The 19,604-nt window shown below is 64.1% G+C and carries 18 protein-coding genes and 1 tRNA gene; 7 read left to right on the top strand and 12 right to left on the bottom strand.

The genetic code is table 11. From position 1 onward, the window contains the following. Nucleotides 1–265: 265 nt before the first annotated feature. On the top strand, nt 266–691 hold the full coding sequence (locus tag KF719_RS08105; RefSeq protein ID WP_293508210.1) for a PaaI family thioesterase: 426 nt from the start codon (nt 266–268) through the stop codon (nt 689–691). Between the two features lie 248 nt (nt 692–939). Further along, nucleotides 940–1,500 (top strand): porin family protein, encoded by a 561-nt coding sequence (locus tag KF719_RS08100; protein WP_293508209.1) that lies wholly within the window; start codon nt 940–942, stop codon nt 1,498–1,500. A gap of 60 nt (nt 1,501–1,560) precedes the next feature. Here the strand turns inward: KF719_RS08100 and KF719_RS08095 are convergent, their stop codons facing one another. The 5 genes from KF719_RS08095 to KF719_RS08075 form a co-directional block, all read right to left on the bottom strand. Beyond that, the gene (locus tag KF719_RS08095; RefSeq protein WP_293508208.1) at nt 1,561–2,388 is read right to left on the bottom strand and encodes an enoyl-CoA hydratase/isomerase family protein; all 828 of its coding nucleotides are present in this window, start codon (nt 2,386–2,388) and stop codon (nt 1,561–1,563) included. Nucleotides 2,389–2,482: 94 nt separating this feature from the next. Further along, on the bottom strand, nt 2,483–2,824 hold the full coding sequence (locus KF719_RS08090; RefSeq protein WP_293508207.1) for a PilZ domain-containing protein: 342 nt from the start codon (nt 2,822–2,824) through the stop codon (nt 2,483–2,485). A gap of 95 nt (nt 2,825–2,919) precedes the next feature. Then, complete coding sequence (locus KF719_RS08085) at nt 2,920–3,879, bottom strand: glycosyltransferase family 9 protein (protein WP_293508206.1); 960 nt, start codon at nt 3,877–3,879, stop codon at nt 2,920–2,922. A 39-nt stretch (nt 3,880–3,918) separates the two neighbouring features. Next, complete coding sequence (locus tag KF719_RS08080) at nt 3,919–4,641, bottom strand: S24 family peptidase (protein ID WP_293508205.1); 723 nt, start codon at nt 4,639–4,641, stop codon at nt 3,919–3,921. Between the two features lie 218 nt (nt 4,642–4,859). Then, a tRNA-Arg gene (locus tag KF719_RS08075) sits at nt 4,860–4,936 on the bottom strand. Nucleotides 4,937–5,304: 368 nt separating this feature from the next. On the opposite strand from KF719_RS08075, the gene KF719_RS08070 reads away from it, so the two are divergent. From KF719_RS08070 to KF719_RS08060, 3 genes are read left to right on the top strand one after another with little or no spacing between them, the layout of a single operon-like run. Continuing rightward, a complete protein-coding gene (locus KF719_RS08070) occupies nt 5,305–5,952 on the top strand; it encodes a response regulator transcription factor (protein WP_293508204.1) in 648 nt (215 codons plus the stop codon). Between the two features lie 23 nt (nt 5,953–5,975). Next, the gene (locus tag KF719_RS08065) at nt 5,976–6,830 is read left to right on the top strand and encodes a thermonuclease family protein (protein ID WP_293508203.1); all 855 of its coding nucleotides are present in this window, start codon (nt 5,976–5,978) and stop codon (nt 6,828–6,830) included. 32 nt (nt 6,831–6,862) lie between these two features. After that, complete coding sequence (locus tag KF719_RS08060; protein WP_293508202.1) at nt 6,863–8,311, top strand: M48 family metalloprotease; 1,449 nt, start codon at nt 6,863–6,865, stop codon at nt 8,309–8,311. An 8-nt stretch (nt 8,312–8,319) separates the two neighbouring features. On the opposite strand, the gene KF719_RS08055 is transcribed toward KF719_RS08060, so the two are convergent. Together KF719_RS08055 and KF719_RS08050 are read right to left on the bottom strand one after the other, a co-directional pair. After that, on the bottom strand, nt 8,320–9,216 hold the full coding sequence (locus KF719_RS08055) for an RNA polymerase factor sigma-32 (RefSeq protein ID WP_293508201.1): 897 nt from the start codon (nt 9,214–9,216) through the stop codon (nt 8,320–8,322). Between the two features lie 230 nt (nt 9,217–9,446). Beyond that, nucleotides 9,447–10,160, bottom strand: a complete 714-nt coding sequence (locus KF719_RS08050) for a CarD family transcriptional regulator (protein WP_293508200.1) — start codon at nt 10,158–10,160, stop codon at nt 9,447–9,449. On the opposite strand from KF719_RS08050, the gene KF719_RS08045 reads away from it, so the two are divergent. Then, nucleotides 10,123–10,554, top strand: a complete 432-nt coding sequence (locus tag KF719_RS08045; RefSeq protein ID WP_293508199.1) for a hypothetical protein — start codon at nt 10,123–10,125, stop codon at nt 10,552–10,554. The genes KF719_RS08050 and KF719_RS08045 overlap by 38 nt on opposite strands. Nucleotides 10,555–11,141: 587 nt before the next feature. Here KF719_RS08045 and fdxA read toward each other — a convergent pair. Genes fdxA through KF719_RS08025 form a run of 4 tightly spaced genes read right to left on the bottom strand, consistent with a single transcriptional unit; the run spans nt 11,142 to nt 15,440 of the window. Then, nucleotides 11,142–11,480, bottom strand: coding sequence for a ferredoxin FdxA (gene fdxA, locus KF719_RS08040; protein ID WP_293508198.1), 339 nt, complete (start codon nt 11,478–11,480; stop codon nt 11,142–11,144). 50 nt (nt 11,481–11,530) lie between these two features. Beyond that, a complete protein-coding gene (locus KF719_RS08035; protein WP_293508197.1) occupies nt 11,531–12,010 on the bottom strand; it encodes a TerB family tellurite resistance protein in 480 nt (159 codons plus the stop codon). A gap of 56 nt (nt 12,011–12,066) precedes the next feature. Further along, on the bottom strand, nt 12,067–12,462 hold the full coding sequence (locus KF719_RS08030; protein ID WP_293508196.1) for an RNA-binding S4 domain-containing protein: 396 nt from the start codon (nt 12,460–12,462) through the stop codon (nt 12,067–12,069). Nucleotides 12,463–12,470: 8 nt separating this feature from the next. Continuing rightward, nucleotides 12,471–15,440 (bottom strand): helicase-related protein, encoded by a 2,970-nt coding sequence (locus tag KF719_RS08025; RefSeq protein WP_293508195.1) that lies wholly within the window; start codon nt 15,438–15,440, stop codon nt 12,471–12,473. A 347-nt stretch (nt 15,441–15,787) separates the two neighbouring features. On the opposite strand from KF719_RS08025, the gene KF719_RS08020 reads away from it, so the two are divergent. Next, nucleotides 15,788–17,080: an acyl-CoA dehydrogenase family protein gene (locus tag KF719_RS08020; RefSeq protein WP_293508194.1), complete on the top strand. Its 1,293-nt coding sequence runs from the start codon at nt 15,788–15,790 to the stop codon at nt 17,078–17,080. A 33-nt stretch (nt 17,081–17,113) separates the two neighbouring features. Here KF719_RS08020 and KF719_RS08015 read toward each other — a convergent pair whose 3' ends face one another. Further along, a complete protein-coding gene (locus KF719_RS08015) occupies nt 17,114–19,417 on the bottom strand; it encodes an ATP-binding protein (RefSeq protein ID WP_293508193.1) in 2,304 nt (767 codons plus the stop codon). Between the last annotated feature and the right edge of the window lie 187 nt (nt 19,418–19,604).

The raw sequence follows: 19,604 nt of genomic DNA, 5'->3' as shown, positions 1-19,604 counted from the left end.
TCTTCTCCCCGGTTTCGCGTCCCTCCGCCGAATCGCCGTGCCGCGCCCGGGGATAACTCGACTTATCCCGCAGCTTATCCCCGCCCGAAACACCCCCCAAATCCGTTTGTGACAGTTTTTTGACAGTACGGTGACAGAGGGGGCCTCGCGGTTCACAGGTGAACAGGGTCCGGCCCGTTCACGAACCGAAATTGGTCCTCGCCGGCGGGTCCGCGTCGCCTAAGATGCGCGCATTCGCCATCCCCAATTCCCGGAGTTTTGCCCCATGTCCGACCTCCCGCCCGCGCCCGCGATCGACGAAGCGGCCGACGGCCTCAACGCCGCGCTCGGCATCGTCCGTACACTGTATATGGATGCCGAAAAGGGCCGCGCCGCGCTCGAATGCAAGGCCGAGATGCGCATGTGCCATTCGGGCGGCGTGGTGCAGGGCGGTTTCGTCACCGGCTGGATCGACGCGGCGATGGCGCGCGCCGTGATGGCGGCCACCGGTTTCGCGGTGCTGCCGATGTCGCTTGAAATCAAGATCAGCTTCTTCCGGCCCGCCGCGCCGGGCCTTCACATCGCCGAAGCCTGGATCGAGCGGCGCGGCCGCTCCACCGCCTTCGCCGAAGGCGAGTTGCGCGATGCGGCGGGCGAAGTGCTCGCCAAGGGCACCTCGACGATCCGCCTGCTGCCGCGTCCCGCATCCTGATTGCGATTCGGATTTTGTTTCATGTGCGGCAAGGAAATAATTCCTCCGCGCCGTGATTGTCTGCCCACGTCGTTTCCATAAGACGGACGTCCTTTCCATAAAATCCGGAAATTGTTGTGTGTGAGTCACAGTCGATGAAAACCGGTCACACCCGCGACCGGTTTTTATTGTCTCGCGAATCGCATGCCGGAATATTCGGTCTCGTGGCTGGGGAGTCACGGTTTGCAAATCAAAAGCGAGGGACACCGATGAAACCCATAACACGAACACTTTGCGCCGCGCTTGTCTGCGCGGGCGCTGCCGGCGTTGCCTCGGGCGCGCAGGCGGCGGGCACCGGCTTCTATGTCGGCGGCGGTCTGGGCGTCGGCTTCACCGGCAAGACCGTCACGAGTTCGATCGGCGGCACGCCGGTCAACACGTCCATCGACGACGAGGATCTGACCTGGAAACTCTTCGCCGGTGCAAATCTCAACGAGTATATCGGCTTCGAGCTGCATTACGCCGATCTCGGCAGTCACAAGACGCGCGGTGCGCCCAATTCCAAGGTCTCGATCGATTCCTGGGGCGGTTCGGCGATCCTTTCCATGCCGCTCGGCAACGAGTTTTCGGTCTTCGCCAAGGGCGGCATCCATCGCGCCTCGGTCAACCTCAAGGCCGGCGGCACAGAGCGCAACACCGACTGGCTCGGCGGTCTCGGCGGCAAGTACAGCCTGACCGACAATGTCGCGCTGCGCGGCGAGTGGACGCATTACGCGACAAAGCGTGTCGATGTCGACGATTTCTCGCTGTCGGTCGTTTTCGGTTTCTGACGCCGAAAGTTACGGGGGAGAAGGGCCGTTCCGTTCCGGCGGGGCGGCCTTTCTTTGCCTTCAACTGTCGGTGTATTCCGGTCGCCGCTTGCCGAGAAAGGCGCCGATGCCTTCGCGGAAATCGTTGGTCTGTGCGCAGAGGATCTGGTTGCGGTCCTCCATCGCGACCGCGGCTTCCAGGCTGCCGGCATCGACCGACATGTTGAGGCATTCCTTGGTGAGGCGCAGCCCCAGCGGCGATGTCGTCAGCATTTCCTCGATATAGGGCGCGGCGGCGTCGGCGAGCTTCTCGTCCGGCACCACTTCCGAAACGAGGCCGACGCGTTCGGCGCGCGCCGCATCGATGAAGCGGCCGGTCATCATCAGTTCCGACGCCACCGACACGCCGACAAGGCGCGGCAGGAAATAGCTCACGCCGATGTCGCAGGCCGACAGGCCGATGCGGATGAAGGCGGCGTTCATGCGCGCGCTCTCGCCGGCGATGCGGATGTCGGAAGCAAGCGCCAGCGCGAAGCCGCCGCCGCAGGCGGGCCCATGCACCAGCGAGACGATCGGCTGCGGACAGCGGCGCATGCGCATCACGATTTCGCTGATGCGGCGCTGCGCGACGAGGCCGGCTTGCGGGCTGGCACCGGTGGCGGCGTCTTCCGGGCGGTTCGCGCGTTCCTTGAGGTCGAGCCCGGCGCAGAAGGCGCGGCCGGCGCCCCGGAGCACAACCACGCGCACCGAATGATCCGTGTAAAGACGCCCGAAATAATCCTGCAGCTCGTCGACCAGCGCGCGGTTCATCGCGTTCAGCGCGTCGGGCCGGTTCATCGTCACCCAGTCGACGCCGCCTCGCTTCTCGACGATCAGGGTTTTGTAGGCCGTCGCATTTTTTTCGGTCATGGGCGCCTCCTCGCACGGGTTTCGTTTCCGAAAGCCTATACGGGCGGCTGCCTCGCGCAACTGACGCAAGGGCGCGCAACCGGTTTTGCCGCGTTCAGCCGAGCAGCGCTTCCATTTCCTGCTGCAGCGCCAGCGGCAGGTCGAGCCAGCGCAGCGCCAGCGCGCCGCCCGGCTCGATGCGCATCGTCTCGGCGGTGAAGGCAAGCCGGCGCTCGTCGCCCGCCCAATGCAGATACCCGCTCAGCATGGCGCCGACATCCGTCTCGCCCGCAAAGTCCTCGATGCAGGCGCCGCCCGCCGACCAGTCGCGCGTCTTGTGCGCGTAGCCGCCGATCTCGACAATCAGCAGCGGCGCGTTCATGCGCGCGGCAAGGCGCAGCTCCGGCCCGTCGGAGCCGCCGCGCAAATGATCGAGCAATCGTGAGAATAGGGACATTGAGGGTCGTCCGCAGCCGGTTCAACGTTATTCTGGGCGCGTGTGGCCTCGTTGGCAACCCGGGCGGCGGGATCGTCCGCAGCCATGGAAGAAGCCTACACCGCTTCGAGGCGGCGCTTCACTTCGGCAAGCACACGCTCGACGGTGAGCGCAGAAAGATCCTCGACTTCGATGACGCCGAAGTTTTCGCGCGCGATGCCGGTGCGCTCGGCCGGTGAATAGGATCCGAAGAGTGCGAGGCCGGGCGTCCCGATATGCGAGGCGAGATGGCTCGGCCCCGTGTCGTTGCCGACGACGAATTCCGCGTTCTTGAAAACGCCCGCGAGTTCATACCAGCTCAGCAGCCCGTGTGTGTCGGTCAGCTTGATGCCGGGGATTGTCTTTGCAAGCTCCATTTCATCCGGGCCCGGCGCCAATACGACTTCGTGCCCGTCCGCAATCAATGCCGCGGCGAGCCTGTCGTAGTGTGGCCAGCGTTTTTGCGGATGGCGCGTCGAACACCCTGGAACCAGCACGATGTAGGGTTTGCGCGCGCCGGCCTTGTCGAGCAGCGCCGAGACATCGTCGGCGAGCCATGAAATGTCGGGCTCCAACGTGTGCCGGATTTCAAGTCCCGCATCGGCGAGTTGTCCGGCAAGGCGGTCGAGGGTGCGAATTTTTTTCGGCTGCGCCGCGCGGTGCGGATGGCTGCATCCTTTCGCAGTGCCCGACCAGCGGATGCCGTTCAGCATCCAGCGGAAATAAAAGGCGGTGCGCGACGAATTCTGCAGATCGTAGATCATGTCGAAACGGCCGGCGCGAAGCATCTTGCGCAGGCGCCACATCGCGTCAAGCCGCCAGCGCGGCGCACGCGCGTCCACAATCACCTCGTCGATGAAGGGCGCGCGCGCGATCAGGCCGCGATAAGCCGGCGCGGTCAACACCGCGATATGGGCGTACGCGTGATTGGCGCGGATGTCGCGCAGCGCGCCCTCCGCCTGGATCACGTCGCCAAAGGCGCCATGCTTGATGACAAGCACGCGTTTTGCGTCGGCGGGGAAGGTGGCGGTTTGCATCGATCTCTCGGTCTTTGCCTGTTGAAATTCCGGCGGCGGTCAGAGCCTGCCGGCGCGCCAGACGACGCGGCCGACGATCTTTACCCGCTCGAGCGCCGCCTGCTCAATATCTTCCGGCGGATAAAGCGCGGCATTGTCGCTTGAGACGGTCAGGCCGCCGTCGAGCCGCGCCTGCAGGCGCCGCACGGCCAGCGCGCCGCCGAGGTTGAACGCATAGAGCCCGCCGCCGCGCATGCGCGGCGCGCTGGTGTCGACGAGCAGCAGGTCGCCGGGAACGAGCGTCGGCAGCATCGCATCGCCCGTCATCTCGACGACGATGAGGTCGGCGGGCCTGGCGCCCAGTTCGCGTTCGATCCAGTCGCGGCGAAAGGCCAGCGCCTCGTTCAGCGACACGTCCTCCATCGTCGTTGCCGCGGCGCCGCCCTCGCGCGGCAGGGCGCGCAATGCATAGCGCGGGATCAGCACATAATTGCCGCCGGCCAGTTTCTCGCGGCCGATCTCGCGCGGGGGCAGCTCGGCGAAGCCCGCGACCGATTTCGTTTCCAGCGCGCCGTCCTTGCGCATCTCGCCGGCGCCGGTCAGCACCCAGTTGATGTCGAAACCCTCGTCCGACAGCCGCGCCAGCACATGAGCGTTCGGCGCGGCGTTGTCGAGTTCGTAGTTCTGCCAGGTCGTGCCCGACACGGCGACGCGCCGCCCCATGTCCTTTTGCGAGAGGCCAAGATATTTGCGTATCCGACTCAGGCGTTCGGCGACACTCATTGCACGGAACGCCAATGAAATTTGGCGTGCGTGCAGCCGCCCAGGCCGCTTGCAGTCAGGGGTGACCGGATGTACCAAGTTTTCTTGTTGACAATCACAAATATATCTTTGTATTTTGGTTCTATGGACACCAACAAAGTTATATCAGCGATAAGAAAGTTGCGCCACCGGCCCTTATGGCCGTGGGCGGAGGATCCGCTCCGTAACGACATGAAAAATGGTGACCCCGGCGCGATTCGAACGCACGACCCTCAGATTAGGAATCTGATGCTCTATCCAGCTGAGCTACGGGGCCACATCGAAAGCGATGCGCGCGAGAGCGCGGCTTCGCGTCGCGCAACCTACGTCAGCGGCGGCGGAGCCGCAATCTCCGCTGCGGCGGAGAACATGGCGCGGCAGCGGCGTCACGCGGCGCGACGCCGTCTTGTTGCGGAATGCGGTTGCAGCACGGATCGCGGCAGTGACGCGCAGCAGAATGCCGATGAAAACAGCGGTTCATCCCCTTTACGTCTATGCCGGTTTGCGCCTAAACATTTAGCTGTACGCTCAAAGGTTGATGTTAGTTGTGTGCTCCACCATGAAGCGCGCGGAGGTTGTGGGACCTCCGTGCCGCCGGATCGGGCTTCCGGTGTATCGGGTGGATTGGGGAAGGTGGGCATCTTGATGCGTGTTCTGATCGTCGGCGAGCAGCCGGTCTTCTGCGAGGGCTTGTCCGCAATCGTTTCGCGGCTTCATCCGGGTGCGGAACTGACAGTCCGTTCGGGCGCCGAAGCCGATCGGCCGGCAGAGCCGATTGTGGGCGACGCGGCATTGCTGCTGGTCGAGGTTGCCGGCGCGGATGGGCGCGAAGCGGTTCGCCGTATCGCCGCCGCGACGTCGGCGAAGATCGTCGTGTTCAGCGATCGCAGTTCGCCGGGCTTCATTCGCGAGATCATGGATATGGGCGTCGCGGGCTTCATCCCGAAAAATCTGGGGGTCAATCTGGTCGAGAATGCGCTGCGGCTTGTCGACATGGGCGGCCGCTACGTGCCCGACGCATTGCTGGCGGCGCAACCGGAAGGCTTTGCCGAAGCGCCGGACGGTTTCATCGCCGCGGGCCAGGAGAAGCTGACGCCGCGCCAGCGCGAAGTGCTGCAGGAACTCGGCAAGGGCCGTTCCAACCAGGAAATCGCGCGCGTGCTCGGCATATCGGTGGCGACCGTCAAATTGCATGTCAACGCGATCCTTCAATCGCTCGGCGTCAGAAACCGCACAGAGGCCGCCATCATCGCCTTGCGCGCCGCTGTGCCTCCGGCGGAGCGCCCGGCCTGACCGCCCGCTCGGCATTCGCGGTCTTGCGTGCCGCGCGTCGCGCGCTGTTCCTTCCGTCGGCATTCCTCCTTGTGCTGTTTGTCGCCGCGCCAGCGGCGGCGGACGCGCCATGCGCGCCGGATGAGGGCGGCGTTTTGGAGGCCGTCGAGATTGTCGATGGCGATACGCTGGTGCTCGGCGACGGACGGCAGGTGAGGTTCACCGGCATCCAGGCGCCGAAGCTGCCGCTGGGGCGCGCCAATTTCGAAGCATGGCCGCTTGCCGATGAGGCGCGGGCGGCGCTTGCGTCGCTGGCGCTCGGCAAGCCGGTTACGCTTCGTCATGGGGGCCGCCGCGAAGACAGGCATGGCCGCGTGCTCGCGCATGTTTTCGTGGCCGGTACGGACGGAAAGCCGGTGTGGCTTCAACATGAAATGCTGCGTCGCGGACTGGCGCGGGTCTACACGTTCCGCGACAATCGCGCCTGCGCCGCCCCACTGCTGGCGGCGGAGCGCGAGGCGCGCGAGGCGCGGCGCGGCATCTGGGCCGACGCCTTTTATGCCGTTCGCGATGCGGCCGATGTGGCGGCGCTTGAGCGGCTCCACGGCCGCTTCGAACTCGTCGAAGGCGACATCGTTTCGGCAGCGGTCGTGCGCGGGCGTATCTATCTCAATTTCGGTGAAGACTGGCGCAGCGACTTCACGGTGACAGTCGCGCCGCGGGACGCTAGGCTTTTTCTCGATGACCCCATTTGGGGGGCTTACTTCGGCGAGGCGGCCGATCAATCGGCGCTGGCCGGCCGCCGTGTGCGGGTGCGCGGGTGGCTCGGCCGCTACAACGGGCCGGAGATCACGCTCACGCATACCGAGCAGATCGAATTGCTGGACGACATATCATGACGGGTGAAGCGGCAAGGCGTGGAGGACGGGCGGTGCGCGCAGCATTCCTTGTGCCGCTGCTGGCGGTGCTGTTTCTTTCGGCGGCCTGCACGACCAATCCCGCCACCGGCAAGCGGCAGGTGGCGCCGCTGGTGTCGGTCGAGCAGGAGGCCCGGATCGGCGCCGAGGCGCATCCGAAAATTCTCGAAGCCTATGGCGGCGCCTATCCCGATGCGAATCTCGGCAGCTATGTGGCGGGCATCGCGACGCGGGTGGCGCGCGCCACCAGCGCGCCCGAAGCACAGTATCGCGTCACGGTTCTCGACAGTCCGGTCGTCAACGCCTTCGCGCTGCCCGGCGGCTATGTCTATGTGACCCGGGGACTGATGGCGCTCGCCAATGACGAGGCGGAACTCGCAGGCGTTATCGGCCATGAAATGGGCCATGTCGTTGCGCGTCATTCCGCGCAACGGCAGACGGCGGCGATGGGCACGACGCTGCTCGGCGCGGTACTGGGCGCGGTCATCGGCAATCAGGCGGCGAGCCAGGCGATCGGGCTCGGCGGGCAGGGGATCCTTGCCGGCTATTCGCGCGATCAGGAATTCGAGTCCGACATGCTCGGTGTCCGCTATCTCGCGGCGGCGGGATACGATCCGTTCGGCGTGGCCGACTTTCTGAAAACCATGGGCGCGCAGGCCGCGTTTGAAGCAAGACTTCGCAACGTTCCCCACGATGCGACGCGCAACGACTGGCTCGCAAGTCATCCGGCGACGGCGGCCCGCGTCGACGCCGCGAACGCCCATGCGCGCGATGCCGGCGCGACGCCGGGGCAGGGCGCGCGCAACCGCGACGCTTATCTGAGGGCGATGGACGGGATGCTTTATGGCGACCGGCCCGAAGACGGGATCGCGCGCGGAAGGGATTTCGTACATCCAAAGCTCGGCTTTGCCTTCAAGGCACCGGCCGGATTTTCGATCGCCAATTCACCGGCGGCGGTGCTTCTCCAGGGCCCCGACAAGACGGTGGTGAAATTCGACAGCGGAAAAAAGGATGCCAGTGTCGAGATCGGCAGCTATCTGGCCAATCAATGGGCCAAAGGAACACAGATTTCCGGTCTGCAGCGGTTCAAGGTCAACGGCATGAACGCCGCCACCGCGACCACGCGGATCGGAGAATACAACGCGCGGCTGGTGACGATCGAGTACGCGCCCGACCGGGTCTATCGCTTTCTGATGGGGACGCTGCCGCAAGCTGGCGCACGGCACGATGCGGCGCTGCAGGGACTGGTGATGAGCTTCCGCAAGATATCGCCGGCGGAGGCGGCGGCCGTGAAGCCGCTGCGGCTGCGGATCGTCGCGGTCAAACCAGGCGACACGGTCGCGTCGCTTGGCAGGCGCATGGCCTATCCCGACTATCGCGAGGAGCGCTTTCGCGTTCTGAACGGGCTCGCCCCCGGGGACGGGCTGCAGCCGGGCAGGCTCGTCAAGATCATTGCCGAGTAGGATGCCGGTCAGCCGAGGAGGCCGGCACCCTGCGGGTCCGGCACCTTGTCGAGCAGCGCGGCCTTCATCTTCTTCAAAGCCAGATGCTCGATCTGGCGGACGCGCTCCTTGGAGATGCCGAGCCGCGCGCCGAGGGCTTCGAGCGTCAGCGCCTCGTCGCGCAGACGCCGCTCGCGGATGATCAGCAGTTCACGCTCGTTGAGTTCCTCAAGTGCTCCGGCAATCCAGCGCGACCGGTATTCGCCGTCGTGTTTCTCCATTATTTCTTCGTCGGGCTGGGAGCGTTCGCAAGGCAGCATGTCCTGCCATTCGGCGGCATTGTCGTCCGATGTGCCGTCGGAGAGTGTCGCGTTGAGCGAGCGGTCGCCCGCCGTCAGCCGCGCATCCATGATCTCGACGTCACCGACGCCGACGCCAAGCCGCTGTGCGATGAATATCCGGTCCTCCTGCCGCAATGTTTGCCGGGTGCCGCTGTCGATCAGCGAGCGCAGGCGGCGCAGGTTGAAGAAGAGGGATTTGTGAGCGGCGGTCGTGCCGGTGCGCACGATCGACCAGTTGCGCAGGATGTAGTCCTGGATCGCCGCGCGAATCCACCAGCTCGCATAGGTCGAGAAGCGCACACCGCGCTCGGGCTCGAAACGGGCGGCCGCCTGCATCAGGCCCACATTGCCTTCCTGCACAAGGTCGCCATAGGGCAGACCATAATTGCGGAAGCGCGTCGCGAGAGAAATGACGAGGCGCATATAGGCGCGCGTCAGGCGATGCAGCGCTTGTTCGTCGCCGTCTTCCCGCCAGCGCCGCGCGAGTTCGAATTCGGTTTCCTTGTCGAGCAGCGGCACCGTCATCGCATGCCGCATGAACCGGCGGTTGGCGCGCTGCGTTTCGGGCGTGTCGGTGTGAGGCATCTCAGGTACTCCTCCGTTGCGCGGCGCGCTTTCGCGCGTCCGTCGTTTCGGTCGGCAACCTTGCGTACGGCTCGTGTATCGCTCCGGATCAATGTCCGGCACCGAAGACCTGTTTCTTTTAGCCAGATTTCATGGCCAGAAAGGGGCGGCGGCGGGAAACGGCTGAAAATAAAAGCCCGGCTCGCGGCCGGGCTTTTCCGATATTTGTTTTTGTGACCCTTACATGACGGTCAGGCGGCGGCTTCGCTCGCCTCGCCATCGTCCTTGGGTGTCTTGTCGCCGCCGCGCGGCGTGCCCTGCAGGGCCTGTTCGACGCGTTCGATCGCCGCGTCCTCGCCGATGCGTTCGACTGCCGCCACTTCGCGCGCCATCCGGTCGAGCGCGGCTTCGTAAAGCTGACGCTCGGAATAGGATTGCTCGGGCTGGCGTTCGGAGCGATAGAGGTCGCGGACGACTTCGGCGATCGAGATCAGGTCGCCGGAGTTGATCTTTGCCTCGTATTCCTGTGCGCGGCGGCTCCACATCGTGCGTTTGATGCGCGCGCGGCCGCGAAGCGTTTCGAGCGCGGAGTCGACGACGCCGGTGTCGGACAATTTGCGCATGCCGACAGCGCCTGCCTTGTTGGTCGGGACGCGCAGCGTCATTTTTTCCTTGTCGAAGTTGATGACGAAGAGTTCGAGCCGGTGACCGGCAACTTCCTTCTCCTCGATCTCGAGGATCTGTCCGACGCCATGCGCCGGATAGACGACATATTCCTTGGCCTTGAAATTGGCGCGCGGCGCCGCCGGCTTCGCCGGTTCCTTCGGCGCTTCGGCCTTTGCGGGCTTGGCGGCTTCCGCCTTGGCGCGCTTTGCCGCGGCTTCGCGTTCGGTCGCTTCGGCCTTGCGCGCTTTTTCGGCACGGCCCTTGGCGGCTTCCATCAGCTTGCTGGCGGCGTTTGCCATTTTGGGCGGCGACTTTTTCGGCGGCGGCGCCTTTGCCGGCTCGGGCTTGGGCTTGGCCGCCTTCGCCGGCGCCTTGGGCGCGGCCTTCTTCACCGGCGCCTTGGCGGGCGCGGGCTTTGCTTTTGCCTTGGCGGGTTTGGCCGCTGGCGCGCTTTTCGGCTTTGCCTTGGCAGCGGGCTTCGCGGTCTTTGCCGCGGACTTCTTTGCAACGGCCGGCTTTGCCTTGGCGGGTTTTTCTTTCGCCGCCGGTTTGGCCTTGGCCTTCGCCTTGGTCGCCGCTGTTTTGGCGCTCGCGGCCTTCGCCGTGACTTTGGCTGCCGGTTTCGACTTCGTGGACTTGGGGGATTTCGTCACTTTGCTCGCCATGGCCTTTCCTATACCCAGCCTTTCATAACCGGGACCGGACGGGCGACCCGATGTCGTCCCTGCCGGCCTTGAATATCGATGCGCAACGGACAACCGCACTCATTCGGGCCTCTGCCGCACCTCCATTGAGAGGCCGCAGACATTTCAGGCCGAAAGTCGCTTTCAGCCCGAACCTCGACCGCCGGATGCGGAGGCCGACCCCCTGTGAATGACACCTGTTTCTCGCCGACGGGCGCTCCGCAGCCGAAACGCAGACCGGCGGAAACTTGCCTGACTCCTTCCAGCCGGAAGAGCTGGAAAGCGGCGCGAGGTGACGATTTACAATCAACAACCTTTGCGTCTTCAACGTAGGGTTGCGCCGCCAGGTTATTTCTCGCGTCCGTAGTCGCGGCTTTTCATTGTGAGGCATATATAACACAAAAACCCCCCTCTTGGAAGGCGGGCGCGGCAAAAGGACAGTTAACACATGGAGATAGCGCCCCAATCCGGCTGATTGGTGCATGTTTCCGCCCTAAACTGCGGCGACCGCACGGATTATGGCCGATGTCGTGAACGGCAGTCCGCCGCCATTTGTCTCAAAATGGAACAGAATTAGCGACGCGCTGCCAGTTGGGGTCAGTCGCCTTCGCCCGGCTCGGGGCTGAAATGCTCCTCGAACTTGCCCGCGACGCCCTGCCATTCCTCGGCGTCGGCCGGCGGCTCCCGCTTGATCGTGATATTCGGCCATTTCGAAGCGTATTCGGTATTGAGCTCGAGCCATTTCTCGAGGCCCGGCTCGGTGTCCGGCTTGATCGCCTCGGCCGGGCATTCGGGTTCGCAAACGCCGCAATCGATGCACTCGTCCGGATGGATGACCAGCATGTTTTCGCCCTCGTAGAAACAGTCCACCGGGCAGACCTCAACGCAATCCATGAATTTGCAGCGGATGCAGGCGTCGGTCACAATATAGGTCATAACTGTCTCCAGTCGCGCGGGTTTTGCGCGGTCCGTTCGGGTGTCCGGTCTCAGCTTTCCGGGGGTCGTTCGGGTCGGGCGGCCAATCCGAGCCTTACGAGCACACGTTGCCGCGCCGCGCCGGATTCGCGATCGGGAACGTATATCAGGCCTGCGACGCGCCGCAACAGATTGGCTTCGTAGTCGTCCAGGACGCCGTCGGCATAGACGATTTCCCACATCTTCTCGATCAGGCGCACGCGCTCGGCTTCGTCGTAACCCTGTTTGATCGCTTGCGCCCAGCGGTGCAGGTCAAGCGTGCGCGCCTCTTCGCTCTCGGCCGCTTCCACCAACGCGTCCACCTCCGTCGGCGAAAGCCCGAAGCTGTCGGCGGCGAGGCGGCGGATGACGCGCCGTTCGTCGTCGCAGAAATCGGCGTCCGTCGTTGCCGCGCGCACGAGCAGCGCGACAACCGCGATCTGGAGGTCATCGAATCCAGGCGCAGGTTCTTTTGACGGACCCAGGAGGAACGCTTTGACGGCGGAAAGCATGATATTTCACTTACATGACGCGGAAGATATATTCAACTACATGAAATTTTGTAATTTCAGCGGCTTTCTTTCAGGGCGTCTGTCTGGCGCCGTTCGCGCTTGGTCGGGCGGCCGGTGCCGGTTGTGCGGCCGGCCGCGGCTTCGCCGGTCGCCTCCGGTTTGCCCGATGGCGCCGGCGGTTCGAGGTCCCGGTAGAGGGTCTGTGCTTCAGACGCCGGGCCGCGCCGCAACCCGAGCGACACAACCTCAATGACCCTGATATGGGGTCCGAGAGGGAAAGTGAGAACATCTCCCGGGTGCAGGTTGCGGCTTGCCTTCGATATGCGGGCGCCGTTGACGCGCATCCGCCCGCTCTGCACGAGCGCCACGGCGAGAGAACGGCTTTTTGAAAACCGGGCGCACCAGAGCCAACGGTCGATACGTTGACCCGGCCGGCCTGCCGCGTCTTCCATCGACGGCGTCAGTTGCCGCGGACGCGCTCTTTGAGCACGGCCAGTGCGGCAAAGGGTGAATCCGGATCGGGCTCGCGGTCGCGGGGTTTGCGCGGTTCGCGGTGGCTGTTGTCGGGGCGCGTATTCTTGGCCGGCCGCTCGCCGCGCTCATCGGACTTGCGCTTCGGCTTCCGGTGGCGCTCGCCGCGTGCTTCGGCCGGCTTCTCGCCGGGCTCCGTCTTTGCCTTGTTTTGCGGCCGGCGGCGCGCGGGTCGGCCTTCCTGCTTGCGGCGCACCGGGCGCCAGATTTCAAGTTCGACCGCGGCTGCGGTTTCCGCCGGTTCGCCGGGCGCGGTTGCCGCCGGTGCAACAGCTGCAACCTCGGCCTGCGGTTCGGGCGCGGTTTCCGGCGTTTCACCGGCGATCGGCGCTGCGATCGCGTCGACGATTTCGGCGAGTGCCGCCTCCGCGCTCGTTCGCGGCGCGGCGCCCGCTTCGGTCGCGCCAGCATCCGGCGTCGATGCATCGGCCAGGCGCGGGACGATCGTTTCGCGTTGCGAGCGATAGCCGAGACCCTGCAGCAAGCTCGCGAATTCCTCGCCGGAGCAACCGACAAGCGACATCATGTCGGGCGTCACGACAAAGCCGCCATTGTAGATGCGGGCGGCAATCACCGGACGGATCAGGTCGGCAATACGTTCGAGCATATCGAGGCGGACGGCGCGCGTGCCGCAGAGGCGAAAGCCCAACGCCTCGTAGAAACCTTGCGGCGCGGATGGATCGGCGGGGATGGAGGTCAGGCCGGGCGCCGGCGGCTGTGGCAGGCCGGCAAAAGGCTCATCGACGTCCTTGCGCGCGAGCGCCCAGAGCATCATCAACAGGCGCGCCGGCGCCGGCTTCAGCAGAGCCGGCATGAAAATCGAGTGCGCGCCGAACCTGACGCCGTGCTTGCGCAATTGCCCGCGCGCGGCCTGGTCGAGCGTGCGAATGTCCTCGGCCACCCATTCGCGCTTCATCGAGCCGAGATTTTCGATCAGGCGAAAAGCGACGCCGCGCGCAAGGCCGTCGATGTCCGAGGCATCGCGCAGCGCGACCAGCGGCGCCAGTACGTTTGCGACATGCATGGCGAGCCAGCCGTCGAGCCGGGCCTGCACCGCCTCGCGCGCCGCGCCGTCCAGTTCCTCGCCCGCAATCAGTTCGGCGCGGGGTTTCAGCGGTTCGGCAGCGGCTTTCAGATCGGCGACGGGGTGGCCGGTCCAGATGATCCTTCCGTGATCGGACAGGGAAATGTCGGCATCCGGCGCCGTGGCCAGCCGTTGGGCACGCGCCGCTATTTCGCCCGCGAGCGCCTGGTCGGCTGCCGCGCGCAGAACGCGACCCTGCTCGCCATCGGCTCTTGGGTCGGGAACAAAGACAAATCCCTGAAGGCGGCCGACATATTCGCCCTCCACCAAAACTTCGCCGTCACCGTTAACAGCCGCCATTAGATCCTCGTTCTGGCGCAGACGCTTCATCAGTACACTGGTGCGGCGGTCGACGAACCGCTGCGTCAAACGCTCGTGCAACGCGTCCGACAGCTTATCCTCTATCTTACGCGCGCGCTCCTGCCAATGAGAAGGATCGCGAAGCCAATCTGGACGGTTTGCCACATAAGTCCATGTGCGGATATGGGCGATGCGCGCGGCGAGCGTGTCGATCTCGCCATCCGTCCGGTCGAGGCGATCGACCTGGCGCGCAAGCCAGTCGTCGGGAATATGTGCGGGCCCGCCACGGGCAGGTTCCATAAGAAAGAGATAGAGCCTCGTCAGCAGGTCGGCATGCTCGCTTGCGAGCGTCTTGCGGAAATCGGGAAGCTGGGCCACTTCCCAAAGCCGCTCAACGGCCGGCGACGACCTGGCGGACGTCTGGACATCGGGATTGCGGGCCATGCGTGTCAGCGCCTCAAGGTCGTCGGCGACCGGCGCGCGGGTGAGGCCGGCGCGTTCGGGCGGCCGTTCGAGGCTTTGCATCAGCGCCGAGAGGCTCGAAAACTCAAGATGCGGATTGCGCCATTGCAGCAGGCGCAGCGGTTCGAAGCGGTGGTTTTCGATCCGCGACACGGCTTCTTCGTCCAGCGGCGGCGTGTCGCCGGTGACGCCGAAGGTGCCGTCGTTCATATGCCGGCCGGCGCGCCCGGCGATCTGCGCCAGCTCGGCCACATGAAGCGGCCGGTGCTGATACCCATCGAATTTCTGCGTCGAGGCGAAGGCGACATGGTCGACATCCATGTTAAGACCCATGCCAATTGCATCGGTTGCGACCAGGAAGTCGACATCACCCGACTGGTAGAGCGCTACCTGAGCGTTGCGCGTACGCGGCGAAAGCGCACCCATGACGACCGCCGCGCCGCCGCGCTGACGGCGGATCAGCTCGGCGATCGCGTAGACCCGGTCGGCGGAGAAGGCCACCACGGCTGAGCGGCGCGGCAGGCGCGTCAGCTTTTTCGAGCCTGTCCATGTCAGTTCCGAAAATCGCGGCCGGACGATGAAATGCGTCTCCGGCAGCAATTTCTGGATCAGGCCGCGAACCGTTTCCGAGCCGAGCATCATGGTTTCAGAGAGACCGCGGGCGCGCAGCAGGCGGTCGGTGAAGGTATGTCCGCGCTCGCGGTCGGCGGCGAGCTGGATTTCGTCGACGGCCAGAAACTCGACCGGCCGGTCGAGCGGCATCGCTTCGACCGTGCAGACGAAATAGCGGGCGTCGCGCGGAAGTATTTTCTCTTCGCCGGTGATCAGGGCGACATGCCGTTCGCCCTTTGCCTTTGTCACCCGGTCATAGACCTCACGGGCCAGCAGGCGGAGCGGCAGGCCGATCATACCGGTCTCGTGGCCCATCATCCGTTCGATGGCCAGATGGGTCTTGCCGGTGTTGGTGGGCCCGAGCACCGCGGTGACGCGGCGGCGTTCGGCGAGGCCATCGCGGGCGTGGCGGGCGGACGTAGACGGGGATGGGGTACTCATGATTCCGAGGCGCACCTTCGGGGCAAACCGGACAGGAAGCAAGCGCGCGAGGCCATTAACCGAGCTTGCGTTAAGTACTGGAATATTGGGCGAACGAACCGGGTCCGAATCGCTGACCGGCTCGTCTTCCGTCTTCGTTCACGGCTAAATCTTGTGGTCAGACAATAGTTTAGGCAGACAAATCGTTAACGAAGAAATTTTGCGGCACCTTCCGCAGCGTTGGGGCGGCAGCGCGCACGGGCCGCACGCGCCGGCCCTTTCCGATACTGGACTGCGGTCTATAGTGACGGTCATCGACATTTGCCATCAGGCCCGTCAGAGGCCGGCGACACCCCCGGGAGGACGCTATGGATTTCAGGATCCCCAAGGACGTTTCCGACTATCTTCATGTGCTCGACGATTTCATCGAGAAGGAAATCAAGCCGCTGCAGGCGCGCGACGACAATGAACGGTTTTTCGATCATCGCCGCGAGCATGCCCGCACCGACTGGGACAATCAGGGTCTGCCGCGCCACGATTGGGAAGTATTGCTTGGCGAAATGCGCAAACTTGCCGACAAGGCGGGCCACCTGCGCTACGCGCTTCCGAAAGAATATGGCGGCAAGGACGGCACCAATCTCGCGATGGCGGTGATCCGCGATCACCTGGCCGCCAAGGGTCTCGGTCTTCACAACGATCTTCAGAACGAGACATCGGTTGTCGGCAATTTTCCGACGGTCCTGATGTTTCGCGACTTCGGGACGGATGAGCAGAAGAAGAAGTTCATCCCCGGCTCGCTCGACGGCTCTGTTCGGGTCGCATTCGGTCTCACCGAACCCGATCACGGCTCGGACGCGACATGGATGGAGACGACCGCCAAGCGCGAAAAGCGGGACGGCGTCGACGGCTGGCTGATAAACGGCAGCAAAATGTGGAACACGGGCATGCATGTCGCGACGCATGATTTCGTGTTCGCGCGGACCAGCGGCAAGGGTGGCGATGCGCTCGGCATCACCTGCTTCATCGTTCCCGTCGAAACGCCCGGCGTGAAGATCGAGGAATATCTCTGGACGTTCAACATGCCGACCGACCATCCGCGTGTGTCGTTCACGAATGTCTGGGTGCCGGAAGGTTCATATCTCGGCGACCCCGAGCGCGGCCTCGAGCTCGCGCAGCATTTTGTGCATGAAAACCGTATTCGCCAGGCGGCCTCGGGCGTCGGCGCGGCGCAATATTGCATCGACGAAAGCGTTGCCTATGCAAAGAAGCGCAAGCCCTTCGGAAAGCCGCTGGCATCCAATCAGGCGATCCAGTTTCCGTTGATCGAAGCGCATACCGAATGCGAGATGATCCGCAACTTCATCTACAAGACGGCGTGGGAGATGGATCAGATGTCCAAGCCCGACGTTGCCAGATATCTCTCCGACAAGGTTTCGATGTGCAACTACCGCGCGAACCGGCTGGTTTGCCAAGCCGCGGATCTCGCGATTCAGGTACATGGTGCGATCGGCTATTCGCGCCACAAGCCTTTCGAGCACATCTACCGCCATCACCGCCGCTACCGGATTACCGAGGGTTCGGAGGAAATCCAGATGCGCAAGGTCGGCGGGCACTTGTTTGGATATATCGGTGCGAACCGGCCGGCGAAAGCGGCCGAATAACGGACAGTTGACGCCGTCGAGGCCGCCTTGCGTTTAACGCGCAGCGGTCTCGCTCTGCTTCGTCCAGATCAGGCGCGCGGCCGGCAGCGTCATCGTCGCCGTGGTGCCGACGTCGATCGTGCTTTCGAGGCGGAAGACGCCGCTATGCATTTCGATCAGTGACTTCGTGATCGGCAGGCCGAGGCCCGTGCCGCCGTGCTGGCGGGCATTTGTATCGTCAACCTGCCCGAACGGCTCCAGCACCTCGTCGAGCTTGTCGGCCGGGATACCAATCCCTGTGTCGCGCACGGCGACACAAAGCTCGCCCGTATCCGTCAGGCTGACCGCGACGTCGATTCTGCCGTCGACGGGCGTGAACTTTGCGGCATTCGACAACAGATTCAACATGATCTGGCGCATGGCCCGCTGGTCGGCGCGAACATGCGGCATATCGTCGAGCAGGCGCAGCGATACCTTCTGGCGCTTGTCCATCGTCCGGGCCCGCATCATTTCGGCCGACCAGTGCAGGACGTCGGCGAGGTCGATTTCCTGTTCCTCGATTGCGTAGCGACCGGCCTCAATCTTCGAAATGTCGAGAATGTCGTCGATAACATTGAGCAGGTGCCGTCCGCTGTCGTGAATGTCGACGGCATATGCCCGATAGCGTTCGTTGCCAAGCGGGCCGAACATGCCGTCGCGCATGATTTCGGAGAAGCCAATGATCGCGTTCAACGGCGTGCGCAGCTCGTGGCTCATGTTGGCCAGAAATTTTGTCTTGGCGCGGTTGGCGAGTTCAGCGCTCTCCGTCGCCTGTTTGAGGCCCTGTTCGGCGCGGCGGCGCTCGATGGCGATGCCCGCCAGATGCGCGGCGCCAAGCAGGTAGGCATCTTCCCATCTGCCGGGTTCGCGTGCGTCCGGAAAATACATCGCGAAGGCGCCGGTGACGCGGTCGTTGCGCGACATGATGGGGCGGAACCATACGGTCTGGATGCCGGCCTTGCGCATATAGGGCGCGACATTGCCGTGCCGTTCGTCCTGCAGGTCGGTGGTGATGATCTTCAGTCCGGCGCGCGCCATATCGCCGAAGCCGTTTGTCCTCTGCTCTCGCCAGAAGCCGGCGACCCATTCGGGAAAGTCCGCCGGGAGGTTCGGCGCGGCGCAGGTGACAAGATTCTCCTCTCCGTCGAGCAGAAAGACGGCGGCGTGTGCGCCGGGGTTCGCTTCTTCGGCGCCGAGCGCCAGCAGCGACATGACTTCGTCGAGCGCCATGCCGGTGGCAAGCGCCTGAAGAACGCGAAACTGACTCCGCTGCTCGGTCTCCGCGCGTTTTCGCTGCGTGATGTCGCGAAGATTGACGACGAAGCCGCGAACATTCTCGTCCTTGAGCAGGTTTGTGATCGTCGCCTCGACCCAGATGCTTCGGTTGTTTTCGTATCGCGGGATCATGAGTTCATAGGTGCGTGCCGGCGTCGGCTTGTCGCTGTCGGCGTCGATGGTATCCTGGCGCAACGTTTCCTGTTGTTCCGGCGACAGGAGGTCGATGCCGTTGAGGCCGACCAACGCCTCGGGCGGCAGGCCGATTTTCCCGGCGGCGGGCGACGCATACTGTATGATCCCCTGTTCGTCGGTGACCAGCACCACGTCGAAAGCGTTCTCTACAAGTGCGCGGAAATGATGTTCGCGGCGCAGCAATTGCGCGTTCGCTTCTTCCGCATGATGCCGCGCGCGCTCCGACATGTCGCGTGCGCGTTCGAGATCGTGGATCAAGCTGGCATTGCGGAAGCGCAGTTCGAGCGTCTCTGTCGCGCCGCGCCGCTGCTGCTGGGCGATGCGCGACAAGTAGAGGTAAGTTGGAACGCAAGCGAGGCCGATGGCCACGAATACGGGTTGCAAGGTCGAAATGCTGACCGCGACGACGGCGGTCATGATGGGCAACGTGGCCGCGACAAACAGCGCCGCGACGGAAAATGCCGTCTGCGTCGACAGAATGACGTGGAGCACGAAGATCATCAGGATGGCAAGGTTCTGGATATTGTTGTCCGCCTGCCAGAAAAGCGGGATGAGCCCGGCCCAGAAGATGTTCATGATCCAGTAGCGGATAGCGGTGGCCCTGATCCAAGGTTCGGGGTCTATGCGGCTTTCGTCGGCCGTGAAGAAGCGCTTCTGGAAGATCGCGTATTCGATGTGCAGCGCTGCGACGACGAGCCACCACACAATGACGACGGGTGTTGGGGCGACCGCGTCGAAGGCGAGGGCAACGGCGCCGACAATGGCCGGAAAATAGATGGGTAGTGTACGGAAGGTCAGCATCAGCGAGCGATAGAGCTCGAGGCGCACGGCGCGTGCGTGATCGGTCACTTCCGGTCCGTATTCATATCCGGAAGTGTTGTCGCGCACTGACTGAGCGGAGCCTGCCTCAGGCCCCGCGGATGGCTTCATGTCCATTGGCGTGCCGGGCATCTGAACGGGGCTCCTCCCCCAGGTTAGAACCCCACGTCAAGCAAGGTTTAGGGGAGGGAGGTAAAGTTTCCCTGAACGTAGCGTC

Source organism: Parvibaculum sp. (genome assembly GCF_019635935.1).
GTDB lineage: Bacteria > Pseudomonadota > Alphaproteobacteria > Parvibaculales > Parvibaculaceae > Parvibaculum.
The sequence above is the reverse complement of the archived record's forward strand: the minus strand, read 5'-3'. Positions and strand labels throughout refer to the sequence as shown.

Coding starts and splice junctions, on each gene's coding strand:
- KF719_RS08105 (WP_293508210.1), top strand. CDS start 266: ATGTCCGACCTCCCGCCCGCGCCCGCGATCGACGAAGCGGCCGACGGC.
- KF719_RS08100 (WP_293508209.1), top strand. CDS start 940: ATGAAACCCATAACACGAACACTTTGCGCCGCGCTTGTCTGCGCGGGC.
- KF719_RS08095 (WP_293508208.1), bottom strand. CDS start 2,388: ATGACCGAAAAAAATGCGACGGCCTACAAAACCCTGATCGTCGAGAAG.
- KF719_RS08090 (WP_293508207.1), bottom strand. CDS start 2,824: ATGTCCCTATTCTCACGATTGCTCGATCATTTGCGCGGCGGCTCCGAC.
- KF719_RS08085 (WP_293508206.1), bottom strand. CDS start 3,879: ATGCAAACCGCCACCTTCCCCGCCGACGCAAAACGCGTGCTTGTCATC.
- KF719_RS08080 (WP_293508205.1), bottom strand. CDS start 4,641: ATGAGTGTCGCCGAACGCCTGAGTCGGATACGCAAATATCTTGGCCTC.
- KF719_RS08070 (WP_293508204.1), top strand. CDS start 5,305: ATGCGTGTTCTGATCGTCGGCGAGCAGCCGGTCTTCTGCGAGGGCTTG.
- KF719_RS08055 (WP_293508201.1), bottom strand. CDS start 9,216: ATGCCTCACACCGACACGCCCGAAACGCAGCGCGCCAACCGCCGGTTC.
- KF719_RS08050 (WP_293508200.1), bottom strand. CDS start 10,160: ATGGCAAACGCCGCCAGCAAGCTGATGGAAGCCGCCAAGGGCCGTGCC.
- fdxA (WP_293508198.1), bottom strand. CDS start 11,480: ATGACCTATATTGTGACCGACGCCTGCATCCGCTGCAAATTCATGGAT.
- KF719_RS08035 (WP_293508197.1), bottom strand. CDS start 12,010: ATGCTTTCCGCCGTCAAAGCGTTCCTCCTGGGTCCGTCAAAAGAACCT.
- KF719_RS08030 (WP_293508196.1), bottom strand. CDS start 12,462: ATGGAAGACGCGGCAGGCCGGCCGGGTCAACGTATCGACCGTTGGCTC.
- KF719_RS08025 (WP_293508195.1), bottom strand. CDS start 15,440: ATGAGTACCCCATCCCCGTCTACGTCCGCCCGCCACGCCCGCGATGGC.
- KF719_RS08020 (WP_293508194.1), top strand. CDS start 15,788: ATGGATTTCAGGATCCCCAAGGACGTTTCCGACTATCTTCATGTGCTC.